The organism is Streptomyces sp. NPDC025721, from assembly GCF_055558595.1.
In genome coordinates this window covers 142,986-155,869 of sequence record NZ_JBVHMF010000011.1, presented here as the reverse complement: position 1 = coordinate 155,869, position 12,884 = coordinate 142,986, and the positions used below count along the sequence as shown (strand labels likewise).

Below are 12,884 nucleotides of genomic sequence, written 5' to 3'. Positions count from 1 at the left end.
GGACGAGCCGAGCAGGACAAGTCTCACCGCGTTGCCCCTTCCGCGCGGTCCAAGGCCGCAGCCAGGACCGCCTCCAGTGCCGCGACCTGGTGACTGAGCCGGAAGATCTCAAGCCGTTCGACGCATGCGGCGATGAGGTCGACGTGCGCCGCGCCACCAGTGCTCGCGCGCAGCTCGTTGATCCGACGCGTCACGTCGTCGCCGTCGTGCACGATCAGGGACGGGGGAACGAACGTTTCGACGCTGCGGATGCTCGACGGGGCGAGTGGCAAGCAGCCGGCCAGCACCGCCTCGAAGATCCGCTGTGTCATCTGTCCGGCTGCGGCGTAGCGCTCGGGCAGCAGAAGAAGCGTTGCCAGCGACCGCCCGTAGAGACGGTCCACTTCGGCGAAGGGGACGCGCCCGAGGAAGGAGACGTGGGGCCATGCCGATGTGCGCGGCCATTTGCCTGCGACCTGGTGGGGAACGTGCAGGGCCGCCGGTGCGAAGAACGTGTCGAAGGCGCCGTCCCTGTCGTACTGGTTCCCCACGTAGCCGAGGCTGATCGGGCGTGGACGCGCCGCCAGCGCAACGGGATCGGCCGCGTCGAGGAGCACGTCGTCCACGGGGAAGAGCAGTCGGCGGGAACCGGGACTGGGGACGAGTGCGGCCTCGCACACCTGTACACCAGGGGTGCGGCGCCAGGGGTCGTCCTCGCCCAGCTGGCGGTCCTTGTCCCAGATGACGGTCGGAGCGCCGCCCGGTCGGGCGTACCGCCGGAGCAGATCGGCCTGGCGGTGGAGGTCGCAGGTGTGGTCGGAGGTGCCGCAAGGAGTGGTGTTGCGGCCCTTGATAGGCCAACGCCATTCGAGGAAGAGCACGTCGATGTCCGGGAAGCCGACGGCATCGAAAGAGTACGCGCCGCCGAGGTCGTCACCGGCTTCGGTACGGTCGCGGTCGGTCTGGAGGAAGACGACCTCGTGGTCCCGGGCGAGAAGGGCATCGATCAGGGGGCGGCGGTGACTGCGACCGCCGTCGGGGGTGTCGGTGATCCCCGGTCCGAGGAAGCCCCAGAAGCTGTATCCGATCTTCACTTGGTTATCCACCTCCCATCGAGCAGCAGGGCGTCCAGACCCGATCCGGCGAGGCAGCCGAGCGCCATGTCAGGGGTGCCGCAGATGGGCCGGCCCTTCACGTTCAGCGATGTGTTGATCAGCACCGGGACTCCCGTCCGTAGGCCGAACGCCTCCAACACCCTGTGTATGAAGGGGTTTTGCGCGGAGCTGACCGTCTGGAGCCGAGCTGTGCCGTTGGCGTGCACGACCGCCGGTATGCGTTCTCGGGCCGCCTCGGTGACGCCGGAGGCCATCGACATGAAGGGGGCCCGCTGACCGAGGGTGAAGAATTCGTCGGCCCGCTCCTCGGTGACCATCGGCGCGAAGGGCCGGAAGGGCTCGCGGAACTTCACGGTGGCGTTCAGCCGCTCCACCACGCCCGCCTGGAGTGGTGAGGCGAGGATGGAGCGGTTGCCCAAGGCACGTGGACCGGCCTCAACACGGCCCTGGAACAGGCCGACGATGGCGCCTGCGGCGAGTCGGTCCGCCAGGAACTCGCCGGGGTCCCCGGGAATACGGCGCTCGTGCAGCGCCGGCCACCGGCCGAGGTCGAGCGTGGTGTACGAGAACGTCGGGCCGAGGTAGCACTCTCCGGCGATCCCGGTGAGCGGACCGGTGCCCTTGCGGTCCACGTGACCGGCTATCGCGGCGCCCAGGGCCGTACCGGCATCGCCAGGGGCCGGCGGCACGAAGACCTCCTCGAAGAATCCGGCATCGACGATCCGACCGACGCTGACGCAATTCGTGGCCACGCCGCCGCCGAGGCACAGCCGGCGCGAACCCGTCAGCGCTCGGGCACGACGGGCCAACTGCAGCATGACCTCATCAGTGCGCTCCTGGAGGGCGGCAGCGAGGTCCTGATGGACGGCTTCGACCGGTCCGCCGGCCGCACGCGGTCGGCACGTCAAGTCGGCGAACCGTGACGAGGTCCGCGCGTGGCCCGAGCTGAGTACGCGCAACGGGAAGATCGAGGGGTCGAGGGTGAACCCGGTGCCGCTGGTGCGGATCGCCTGCTCGAACAGGTCGCGGAAACGAGCCGGGTCACCAAGGGCAGCGAGGGCCATGACCGTGCCCTCCTCGTCGCCGCGCCGCCACCCCAGGTGTTCGGTGACCGCGCCGTACGCGTAGCCGAGCGAGGCGGGGTCGCGCAGCGCCTGGAGGACTTCGACGCCGGGCCGGCCGGCCGCGTGCAACCGGCCCCGGCCGATCGTGGTGGTCTGCGTCTCGCCGAGACTGTCGACGACCAGGACGGCCGCCTCGTCCCAGCCCGACGCCGCGAAGGCCGTGAGCTGGTGGGCCCGGTGGTGGAGTACCGGGTGGACGCGTGCCTGGGGGAACCGGTGGCCGAGTGACCGCAGGCGCCGCATCGTCCGTACGCCGACCTTGGCGAATCCGGCGGCGCGCGGGAGGGCCTGCGCCCGGGTTGCCGAGGACAGCGCCCACCGGGGCGCTTCCGCGACGGCGGCGAAGTAGCGCGGGCCTTGGAAGTTGTACGCCACGACGTCGATGTCCTCGGGAGCGAGGCTGGCCTCAGCCGTCAGCCAGTCGACGGCGAGCGAGGGGTACTCCTTCGTGTGCTTGACACCGGAAAGGCGCTCCTCCTCCACGAAGCCGACGAGCCGGCCGTCGACCAACAGCGCGGCGGCGGAGTCGTGGGTGAAGGCGCAAATACCCAGCACCACGGACGGTGATCGCCTCACGGCCGCGTCACCTCGTTCCCGTGGCGGACGGGACCGGGAGCCAGCTTGGCGTACCACGCCGCCAAGGACGCGTGGAGCGGCCCGTCGATTTTCTCGGCATGACGCCGCGCATCATCCCGGTGCCCCTGCTTCCACAGGCGATAGCTGTGCATGGTGGCGGCCATCGCGTCCCATCCGGCGTGGCCCGTCGCTTCTCCGGCCCGGACCCGGGCGAGCTGGTCGTCGAACCCGTCCCAGCCAATGCTGAGTTCGGGCATCTCCGGCAGGGATGTCACGGACGTGATGGCCGCAGCACGCTCCATGTCGCGCTCGTAGACGTGCAGCGAACCGACGTGATGCCGGTAGTCACCGGTCTCCACTCCGAGCCATCCCGCGACGAGTTCGTGGAGTGTGGTGTAGAAGAACAGGTCGTACGGCAGGCCGATCCAGACGTCCTGGCCACGCATGGACGTGGCCATGTCCAAGCGGCCGTGGCGCAGATGGAACTGGAAACCGAGGGTGCAGGGCACATCCCGGTGGCCTGCCGCGTCCCGGGCCGGGTCGTAGAGCTGGATCAGCGCTCGCCGGGAGTCCGGGTCCGCTTTGAGAATCTCGACGACGCGCCGCAACTGGTCGACGGAACCGCCCCAGCGACGCAGCCGCGGCCCGTACGCGCCGCGCAGGATCCCGTCGTCGGCGTACTGGGCGAGCTGGTCGTTGAAGTCGAAGATCCACGGTGCGTCCGAGCCCGACAGGATCCACACCGTCTCGGCCACGGCAAAGGCCGGATTCGGGACGCGGGTCGGAGACGCGAGCAGGAGGCGCGCACGCGGGTTCGTCAGCCGTATGCCGACGTCGAGCACTTCGCGCGTCGCCATTCCCCTCGGGCTGACGCGCTGGCCTTTGCGAGCGGCGCCGAGGGCGCCGGCGAAGAGTTCGGCGACGCTGTCCGCTACGAACGTGATCATCGGGTTGTACCTCCTTGTGCCGTGTCGGACCGAGTCGGTTGGCCAGGCCCGTCGGGAGTGGTCATCTCGGCCTGGGTGATCGGGTGGGGAAAAGGCTGTTCTTCGTCGGTGAATTCGCGGAGCGCCTGGGCGACGATGTCCGCCACGGCTGCGGCGCTGCCCCCGACCTCATGGCAGATCGCGCGTTTGGCGGTCGCCAGTACCCGGGCCGACCCCGACTCGGTGATGGACCTCAGCGCCGTGCCGATGTCCCGACCGGAGGAGCACCGCAGTGCGGCTCGCTGGTCGGCGAGGCCGAGAGTGCGCGTCGCCGGCAGCATGAGTTCCAGTACGGGTACGTCCAGCAGGACGGCCTCGATGCCGCAGGTGGAGGAGGCGGAGATCAAGGCGTCCGCACCGGCCAGGCAGCCGCGAGCCCCGACGGCCGGATCTGCCAGGGCCACGGTGCCGTTGGCGGCTTCCAGCAGTGGGCCGAAGGCACCGGCGCCTTGGGCAGGGTGCGGGGCGATCACCAGTCCCCATCCGCTCCCCGCTTGCCGCAGCCCCTCCGTAATGACCTCGAACTGACTGCGCAGCCTCTGCTCACGGAATGGCTGGCAGGCCCACAGCAAGATCTTCGGTGGCACCTCCCGCGCCTGGTCCAACAGGACCTCCTCCAGGTAGCGGCGGTGGGCCACCCGGTCCACGTCGGCCAGGACGTCGAAACGCGGCTGCCCGACCACGTAGACCTGGGCGTCGGCTCGTCGGGTCCACAACCGCGCGGTGATCACGTCGCGGGTTCCCATGACGGCGATGTGCCGGCAGTGCTGCGCCCGCCAGGCGACCTGCCCCTCCACCCACGCCCCGTGCTGGACGTAGACCGTGTCGGCGCCCGCACGCTCAGCCGCTCGAACCGCGAGGGCACCGGCCGGGCTCGTGTCGTTGCTGCACAAGAGGACCGAAGGACGCAGCCGCGAAAGTACGGAGTCGAACCAGTTCTCGATCCTGACCGCCGCCGCCCAGGACGGCTGAGTGGCGTCCGCGCTGCGCAGCAGCACGCGCATGGCGAGTTCGGCCAGTTTCCGTACGGAGAACGCGTGTTGCCCGACTCGTGTGGTGCGTTCGCTGCGCACCTCACGAAGGACGTGGGCGGGCGGTCCGCCGTTGGCGGCCAGCAACTCCTGGGGCATCCGCAGAACAGAGATCATCGAGTGCCGCAGGTTGGGAACGGCGTGACTCGCGTCCGTGGCGAGATCCAGCACGGTGCTTGCGGTACCTCGACGGGCGAGGTCGGACAACACGGGCAGCATCGTCTCGACATGGCGGGACGACCAGGACACCGCGCACACAGGCGTCTGGGCGATCGGCGGATGCTGCTGCTCAGCCAGCGTCCGAACGGGCAGGTATTCCTCTGTCGCATCGGGCGCTGCTGTCGCTGAGCGGTCGAGGAGGTAGGCCACGCCCGCGTCGGAGACGTGGTAGGTCACATAGCCGAGCGCGGGGTCGTGACGGGCGACCACCAGCTCGTGGCCTGTCCCGTCGTCGCCCAGGGCCTCGGTCGTCAGCCGCTTGACCACGCGTGTCACCAGCCGACGGACCGGGACGTGATGGGTGTGCAGCCAACTGACGCCGCCGGGCGTCCTGACCACGTCGCCGTACTCCTCTTCCATGGCGAGCATCAGCGCGTCTACCTGCTCTGTGATGCTCACGCTGCTTCCTCAGGGGCGAGCGAATCGCGCAGCAGCCCGAACAGTTGGGCGGGCTCGTGGGCCGTAAGGGGCTCCGGCGCCGTCGGCTCGCCGTATCCCCAGCCCGCGTGCACGTAGCGGAGGCCGCCGCGCCGGGCCGCCTCCTGGTCCACGGCCATATCACCCACGTAGGTCGCGTCCGCCGGATCGGTCCCTGTCTCGACGAGGGCTACCAGCAGGGTGTCGGGGGCGGGCTTGCCCCGCTCTCGTCCCGGTGCGCGGACGACCGAGAACGGACAGCGGAGGCGTTCCAGCAGGGGGACGGCTCGCGCCAGGGGCTTCGAGGTCACCACTCCGATTCGTTGACCACCGGCCGTGATGGTGTGCAGCGCGGCTTCGATGCCGGGGAACGGCCGTGCCAGGTGGGCGTCGCGCGTCGAGACGGCATCGTAGGTGCTCGCCACTTCCTCGATCTGTCGAACGCCGAGCGTCGCCATGATGTCGGAGAAGGGGCGGCCCAAGTGCTTTGCGTACGAGCGGAACGGGATGTCGATCCCATGCTGCGCACACACCGCCTGCCACGCGGAACGCATCACCGGAAGGGTGTCGACGAGAACTCCGTCGAGGTCGAAGAGAATGAGCTTAGAGACGGGCAGGGGTAAGGGCGCTGGAGCGCCCCGGTCCGGCCCAGGGGCATGCGTCATCACCACGGTTCTCCTTCTGAGTGCTGGTCGGGGCGGACACGGTCTGTCTGCGGCGTGGCGCGTGGCCATCCATTCGGCTGGCGCACCTTCAGGCCACGACGACGGCCTACGAAGAAGGTCGCGGACGGCGTTGCGCGCCGGTACGCCGTCGAGCCGTCGTTCCTACGCCGTTTCCGCACACCGAAATGGCGCCAGGACGGCGTACCGCCGACGTGGGCACGCCGGGCCTCGGGTAGCACGCTGGAACGCCCCGACCGGTGCTACCGGAAGCGAGACGAGACCGTGCCTGGATCCACAGTTGGACGCGTCACAACCGATGACCTCGGCGACGGGCTCGTCCAGCACCACCGCCTGGAACTGCTCACCTGCGACGAGCCGCAAGGTCTCGCGCGAGACCTCGTCCGTCGAGCGCTCAGCGGGCGTGCTCCGGAGCCGCAGATCGATGACGCCGTGGTCGTCGCGTGCGAACTGGTCACCAACGCCCTCCAGCACACGCCCGGCGGCCCGGTGCGGATGGACCTGGACGTGTACGAGGAAACGGCGGTCGTGTGGGTCCACGACGCTGGGCGGAATGCCGAAGCCGTGCGCGTACCCGAAGCGACTCGCGGAAGTGAGCTGTTGGAGAGCGGACGCGGGCTCTACCTCGTTGAGGTCCTCGCGGAGAAATGGTTCGTCCGGTCCGCGGACCGGGGGAAAGCGGTCGTGGCCGTCATGGCCCTGGGCAACGGCCGGCGAACTCCTACTCCGTGAACGGGAGGCTTTCCAGGACCTCCCACCGGTACTCCGCCCCGCACCTGCGCAGCTCCACGAGCTGCACGTTGGCGACACTGAGCTCGACGGCTTGCAGGGAACGCAGCGAGGCCACCGTCTCGATGACGGGGGCGGCGTCCCGTCGGCGGTTGTTGTACGCGAGGCTGAGGTGCGGTCGGAAACGGGCGGTTGTTTTCCTCACCGGCAGACCGACCGTGGTGTTGGCTGCGACGAGCGCGGCATGCAGGTTCACCAGCGGTTCCCATGGGCTGAGCGTCAGCCGCACCGCTCCCCGTGAGCCCGCCAGTGGAGCTGCTCGCAGAGTGAAGCGTCGAGGCAGCCTGGTCCGAGTTGTCTCGGCGAGTCGGCGTAGCTGCACGGAATCGACGGTGTCGGGGGAACCCACTCTGACCAGTGTCACGTGCAATCCGTCAGCGGGGACCGGGTCAAGACCGAGCGGCGACAGGATCTCTTGGCAGCGGAGTGCGAGGTCGTCGAGCTCTGGAACGCCGCGGAACGCGAGCAGCCAGTAGTAGGCCCGAGTGCCGTCCGACCAGCCGGGCCGCGACCAGTGGTCAGTCATCTCGTCGAGCGCGTCGAAAGCGGCCCAGTCGTGGACCGTGATGGCCTGGGCGTCGTTCAGATCGCCGGGAGGCTCCACCGGGAACGTGGCGGGGTCGGACGCGAGCAGATGCACCCGGCGTTCTCCTTCGGATTACAAGGCCCCGGCACGCGACATCGCCAGAACTGCGGGCTGGGAGCTCCACGTACGGAGTTCGTCCCCATACTCCCTTACGGCCAGGTGGTCCTGCCATTCGCGGGCCTGGTCGTAGAGGTCCCGAGTCCGCTGCCACACCGACCTGATCGGCGCATCACAGCAGAAGGCCAGTGCTTCCCGACCCAGCGACATCGCCCGGTCGACATCCGGCGTACGCTGCCGCAACAGGGCCGTGGCGACGTCGAGTCGGACGAGGGAACGGCTCCACGGGTCCGAGTCCTCCACGAGGTCATCGATCCGCTCAGCCGTGGCGAGCACCTCCTCGACCTGGCCCGCGGACAGCTGAGCCGTGACGGCGTTCGCCACTGTGCGGGCATACCCGTAGGGCTCGAAGGAGATGCACGGGGTGAGCCCGGCCGCGACGTCGTGCAGCGCCGAGAGCTCCAACGCCTGGCCGATCGCCCGCTCCACGGCCATGCGGTCGCCCATCTTCCCGAGCGCGCGTGCCCGGCCGTTGACCAGGAGCCGGATCGCCTGCGCACTGCCGGGGGCCATAGCCACCGCAGCCTCGGCGCAGGCGTCCGCCGCTGCGTATCGGCCCGCGTAGTAGTAACTGAAGGACAGCGTCCCCCGCGCCCATACCTCGGTCTCGATGTCATCAATCGCCCGACTGAGGTCCTGCGCCTCCGTCGCGTACGCCTCGGCAAGCACGAAGTCGCCCAGGTTGACGGCCATGTACCCCAGCAGGCCGGCGGCCCGCGCGGCTAGCCGGAACAACTCCTGCCGGACGCGCGGCGGCTGGTGGCCGTCCAGGAGGGTGTGTATGAGCTGCCGCAGCGAGCGCGCCTGCCCACGGAGGGGCTTCGGCCCTTCGCGGTCGTACCGCGCGACAATGCCGTCCAGCGACGAGCCGAGGAAGGCGATCGTGCGGTCGTCGGCGTTGCTGGCCGTGAGCTGCCGGGTGCGGGCGACGATCTCCACGACGCTCTCTTCGTCGTCGCGGACTGCGGGGTGCGTCTCGGCCGGTCGGGGTATCGCGGCGAGGGAGGGCCTGCTGCTCGCCGCGTCGCCAGGTAAGCCGGCGAACAGCTCATCGGCACGGCTGCCGAGCATGCGCTCCAGCACCCGACACGCCCCAGGGTGCGGCAGCCCCCTCAACTCCCCGCCCATCCAGCGATCGAACTGCCGCGCCGAGACCGTGAGCGACCCCAACCGGGGATCGCCCTCGCGATCAGCCAACTCCCTTGCGGCCCGCTGGAACTGCGCGACGAACGCCTCATACACAGTGAGGTGCCGCTGCTGCAGCTTCCGCCGGAACAGAGTGTCCCTCGGCATGTGGGCGCCCTCCTCCTTGGATTGGAGACTTGCGGTCGACGCGAACGCGAGACCTCAGAGCAGAACCCGTCACAAGCATGGTGTAGTACGGGAGACGAGCGCTCATAACACTAGGTAGCACGCTGATCGCAATCAGCGGTAGACAACCGTACAAGCGCTCGGCCCAGTGCGTGGGGCAGCTGGTCTTAGGACCTCACGGAGTGAGGTCCTAACTGTGGACCCAGGTCCGAGTAACCGAAACTGACCCACGCCCGTACCTTGCCCACGAGTTCCTCCCATGAGAGTCTGTAAGGCTTTGCTCATCGAATGAGGTGCTGGGGGAACAGCATGGTGACGTCGTCGGCCAACTTCGGACAGGGTGACGAAGGGGAGAAGGTCGCCTCGCTGGCGGCGAGCTCAGCCAACTTCGGCTGCCTCATCGGGCACGATCCTCTGCTGGTGACGCTGGGCTGTGCGGCGGAGTCTTACATCCACACCGACCCGCATGCGGCCATGATGAAGTCCCGCCTCTTCGGCGAGGTCATGGCCCGCCATCTGCTCACGCTGGTCAACGTCACCGTGCCCAGCAACAAGCAGTACGACCGGATCAACGCTCTGACCAGCGCCGGTGTTCTCGTGCCTCAGGTACGCGCCTGGTTCGAGGCGATCCGGACCACGGGCAACCGGGCCATGCACGAGTACTACGCGAACGTTCGCGCCGCACTCCAAGCCGTGGAGGCTTGCTTCCGGCTCGGCGACTGGCTGCACCGTTCCCTCACTCCTTCGGACACCACGCACCGGGTCTTCCTGGCGCCCGCGCCGCCCTCCGCCGCACCCGTACCCGTCACCGCCGCCGAGCAACAGGAGCTGGAACAGCTCCGGACCGAACTCGACGCCTACCGCCGGCGTCTGGAGGAGGCACGGCTCAACTACGACGGCCGGCAGAGCAGGCTGGAGCGTGAGCAGGCAGCCCGGGTGCAGGCTGAGGCCGAACTCGCAAAGGCGGAAGCAGAGCGCGCCGCCCTGCACGACGTGGTCGCCGAACTCAGCGACCAGATCACCGAGCTGACGGCTCCAGCTCTGGAATACCGAACAGTCGCCGAGCCGCTGGGCGGGGCCTCGAAGCGGGACGAGTTCATCGCGCACGCCCAGAAGGCCGCTCGCCCGCCCATGAGTGAGGCCCAGGTACGCACGGAACTCGACCGGATCCTGGAGAAGGCGGGCTGGATCGTCCAGGACGACAGCGCCAAGAACCTCTTCGCTGGTCGGGGCGTCGCAGTCCGCGAGGTGTCCACAGCCGCTGGCCGCGCCGACTACCTCCTTTACGTCGACCAGCGACTGGCGGGCGTTATAGAGGCGAAACGGGAAGGCGCCGACCTGGAGGCCGCCATGCATCAGGCCGCACGGTACGCCACCGGTCTCACGCGCAGCCAGCAGCTCAGCGCGTGGCGGGCCAGCCTGCCCTTCCGCTACGTCGCAGACGGCAACACCGTCCGTTTCCACAACGCGCTCGACCCCACTCCGCGCACGCGGGACGTCTTCGCGGTCCACCGTCCGGACACGATCGCGCGCTGGATCGAGGAAGCCGAGGCCGACCCCTCCGCACCCACCTTGCGCGGCCGGATGCGTCGCCTGCCGCAGACCTTCCTCGACCCCGGCCCGCTGCGACCGGCGCAGGAGAAGGCGATCGTCGGCCTGGAGCGCTCGCTGGCCAAGGACGACCCGCGCGCCCTGATCCAGATGGCGACCGGCGCCGGCAAGACCTGCACGGTGGTCAGTGAGAGCTACCGAATGCTCAAGCACGCAGGCGCCAAGCGTGTGCTGTTCCTCGTGGACCGCAACAACCTCGGGACCCAGGCCGTCACGGAGTACGACAACTACGACACACCGGACGACGGTCGCAAATTCACCGAGCTGTACGTCGTGCAGCGCCTCGGAGGAGACACCGTCCTCGGCTCCGCGCACGTAGTGGTCTCCACCGTGCAACGGATGTGGCTCGCCCTGACCGGTCGCCCCGTGCCGAGCGCCGACGACAACACAGAAGCCCTGGACCGCTACGACCTCGTCAAAGAACCGGTGGAGGTCGGCTACAACCCGGACTTGCCGCCGGAGTCCTTCGACATGATCGTCATCGACGAATGTCACCGCTCCATCTACGGCAAGTGGCGCGCGGTACTGGAGTATTTCGACGCCCACCTCGTCGGCCTGACCGCCACACCCATCGCGCAAACCTTCGGTTTCTTCTTCCAGAACCTGGTCAGCGAGTACCCGTACGAGGAAGCCGTCGCCGACGGTGTCAACGTGGACTTCGACGTCTTCCGCATCCGTACGGAGCTCGGCGAGAACGGCGGCACGATCCCCGCGGAAACGGTCGTGCCCATGCGCGAGCGGAAGACGCGGCGGGAGCGCTACCAGGAACTGGAGGAGGACCTGGAGTGGAAGGCGTCCCAGCTGGGCCGACAGGTGATCAGCAAGGGGCAACTGAAATCCGTCATCGAGACCTTCCGCAAGCATTTGTTCACGGACATCTTCCCGCCGCTGGGCGAGGGAGACGCGCAGCGTGCCCGTACTCACGTACCCAAGACGCTGATCTTCGCCGTGGACGACAACCACGCCGACGAGATCGTCCAGATGGTGCGGCTGGTCTTCGGCGAAAGCGGAGGTGACGACTTCTGTACGAAGATCACGCATGCGGCGAAGCGACCGGCCGAGCTGATCAAGGCATTCCGCAACAGCCCCGAACTGCGCATCGCCGTGACAGTGGACATGATCGCTACGGGGACGGACATCCCGCCGCTGGAGTGCGTCTTCTTCCTGCGCGACGTGAAGAGCTGGGCCTACTTCGAGCAGATGAAGGGCCGTGGTTCGCGGACCATCGACGCGGCGGAGTTTCAGGCGGTCACTCCTGATGCCGAAGTGAAGGAACGGTTCGTGATCGTCGACGCGGTGGGCGTCACGGACTCGCCCCGAGTGGACGCGCGCCCGCTCAACCGCATCTCGGAGCGGAAGATCCCGTTGGACCGGCTGATGGCCAAGACCGCCGGCCTCGCCCTGACCGAGGACGAGGTCGCCACGCTGGCGGGCCGCTTGGCCCGGCTCGACCGCCAGCTCACTCCCGACGAGCGCACGGAGATCGAAGAGCTCGCCGGCCAGCCGCTCCAGGAGATTGTCGGTGGCCTGGTCCGCTCGGTCGACCCGGACCAGCAGGAGCGGGCCCGCCGTATCGGCGGCCAGGAGCAGATTCGCCAGGACATGCTCGAAGCCCTGAAGCCGGTCGCGTCCAACAGCGAGCTCCGCGACAGGCTGATGTCGATGCGTCGGGCCCACGACATCGTCATCGACGAGGTGAGCGTGGACGACGTACTGGAGGCCCGCGGCATCACGGCTGACGAGCTGGCCATCCGCCGCGTGACCTCCTGGCAGCAGTACTTGAAGGACCACCAAGATGAGATCGCCGCGTTCAACATCGCCTTCAGCGAGCGCCGCGACCCGAAGGAGGTCTACCGCCGCCTCCGCGACCTCGCCCGCCGCATCGAGCGTCCCCCGTTCCAGTGGACACCGTCACGGCTGTACGACGCGTACGTGCAGCTGGGCAAGGCGAGCGCGCGGCCGAGGGGCACGGCCGGCGTGGTCGACCTGATCGGGCTTCTGCGGTACGAGCTGGGGCTCGACCAGGAAGTACGTCCTTACCGCGCTCTAGTGGAGGAACGGTACGCCGCATGGCGGGCCCAGCAGGAGCAAGCTGGCGCAGCCTTCACGTCGGACCAGGCGTGGTGGTTCGACCGGATCGTGGACGTGATCGCGACCGACGCGGCGATCGAGCCGGACCACCTCAAGGACGTACCCTTCATCGAGCGCGGCGGCGTGGACGGCTTCCTGCGGGACTTCGGAGTCGAGCGCGCCGCTGAGATCTTGGATGAGATGGGACGGGAGCTGGGTGCGTGAGCGAGGGCGGAATTCTTTCGGAGTTGCCGACGGGATGGGCTTGGG

Annotated in this window: 9 protein-coding genes; 2 read left to right on the top strand and 7 right to left on the bottom strand. The window is 68.7% G+C overall.

From position 1 onward, the window contains the following. Window positions 1-23 precede the first annotated feature (23 nt). The 5 genes from ACZ4EF_RS18060 to ACZ4EF_RS18040 are packed head-to-tail and all read right to left on the bottom strand — an operon-like array spanning window position 24 to window position 6,112. The gene (locus ACZ4EF_RS18060; RefSeq protein WP_467505274.1) at window positions 24-1,073 is read right to left on the bottom strand and encodes a glycosyltransferase family protein; all 1,050 of its coding nucleotides are present in this window, start codon (window positions 1,071-1,073) and stop codon (window positions 24-26) included. Then, the gene (locus tag ACZ4EF_RS18055) at window positions 1,070-2,794 is read right to left on the bottom strand and encodes a carbamoyltransferase family protein (RefSeq protein ID WP_467505272.1); all 1,725 of its coding nucleotides are present in this window, start codon (window positions 2,792-2,794) and stop codon (window positions 1,070-1,072) included. Before ACZ4EF_RS18055 ends, ACZ4EF_RS18060 begins: the two co-directional genes overlap by 4 nt. Then, window positions 2,791-3,741: a thymidylate synthase gene (locus ACZ4EF_RS18050; RefSeq protein WP_467505270.1), complete on the bottom strand. Its 951-nt coding sequence runs from the start codon at window positions 3,739-3,741 to the stop codon at window positions 2,791-2,793. The genes ACZ4EF_RS18055 and ACZ4EF_RS18050 overlap by 4 nt, the downstream gene beginning before the upstream one ends. Then, window positions 3,738-5,429, bottom strand: coding sequence for a hypothetical protein (locus ACZ4EF_RS18045; RefSeq protein WP_467505268.1), 1,692 nt, complete (start codon window positions 5,427-5,429; stop codon window positions 3,738-3,740). Before ACZ4EF_RS18045 ends, ACZ4EF_RS18050 begins: the two co-directional genes overlap by 4 nt. Continuing rightward, complete coding sequence (locus ACZ4EF_RS18040) at window positions 5,426-6,112, bottom strand: HAD family hydrolase (RefSeq protein ID WP_467505387.1); 687 nt, start codon at window positions 6,110-6,112, stop codon at window positions 5,426-5,428. Before ACZ4EF_RS18040 ends, ACZ4EF_RS18045 begins: the two co-directional genes overlap by 4 nt. A gap of 282 nt (window positions 6,113-6,394) precedes the next feature. On the opposite strand from ACZ4EF_RS18040, the gene ACZ4EF_RS18035 reads away from it, so the two are divergent. Next, window positions 6,395-6,862 carry an ATP-binding protein gene (locus tag ACZ4EF_RS18035; protein WP_467505266.1) on the top strand — a complete coding sequence of 156 codons (468 nt, stop codon included), beginning with the start codon at window positions 6,395-6,397 and terminating at the stop codon, window positions 6,860-6,862. Here the strand turns inward: ACZ4EF_RS18035 and ACZ4EF_RS18030 are convergent. Together ACZ4EF_RS18030 and ACZ4EF_RS18025 are read right to left on the bottom strand one after the other, a co-directional pair. Further along, window positions 6,852-7,559 carry a 2'-5' RNA ligase family protein gene (locus ACZ4EF_RS18030; RefSeq protein ID WP_401851838.1) on the bottom strand — a complete coding sequence of 236 codons (708 nt, stop codon included), beginning with the start codon at window positions 7,557-7,559 and terminating at the stop codon, window positions 6,852-6,854. The two genes, ACZ4EF_RS18035 and ACZ4EF_RS18030, sit on opposite strands and share 11 nt — an antisense overlap. 18 nt (window positions 7,560-7,577) lie before the next feature. After that, window positions 7,578-8,915, bottom strand: coding sequence for a hypothetical protein (locus tag ACZ4EF_RS18025; protein ID WP_467505264.1), 1,338 nt, complete (start codon window positions 8,913-8,915; stop codon window positions 7,578-7,580). Between the two features lie 327 nt (window positions 8,916-9,242). Between ACZ4EF_RS18025 and ACZ4EF_RS18020 the strand changes: the two genes are divergently transcribed. Then, window positions 9,243-12,839 (top strand): DEAD/DEAH box helicase family protein, encoded by a 3,597-nt coding sequence (locus tag ACZ4EF_RS18020; protein ID WP_467505262.1) that lies wholly within the window; start codon window positions 9,243-9,245, stop codon window positions 12,837-12,839. Window positions 12,840-12,884 lie beyond the last annotated feature (45 nt).

What these genes read in the sequence shown, in the direction of transcription:
- ACZ4EF_RS18020 (WP_467505262.1), top strand. Translation starts at nt 9,243, where the DNA reads ATGGTGACGTCGTCGGCCAACTTCGGACAGGGTGACGAAGGGGAGAAG.
- ACZ4EF_RS18025 (WP_467505264.1), bottom strand. Translation starts at nt 8,915, where the DNA reads ATGCCGAGGGACACTCTGTTCCGGCGGAAGCTGCAGCAGCGGCACCTC.
- ACZ4EF_RS18050 (WP_467505270.1), bottom strand. Translation starts at nt 3,741, where the DNA reads ATGATCACGTTCGTAGCGGACAGCGTCGCCGAACTCTTCGCCGGCGCC.
- ACZ4EF_RS18040 (WP_467505387.1), bottom strand. Translation starts at nt 6,112, where the DNA reads ATGACGCATGCCCCTGGGCCGGACCGGGGCGCTCCAGCGCCCTTACCC.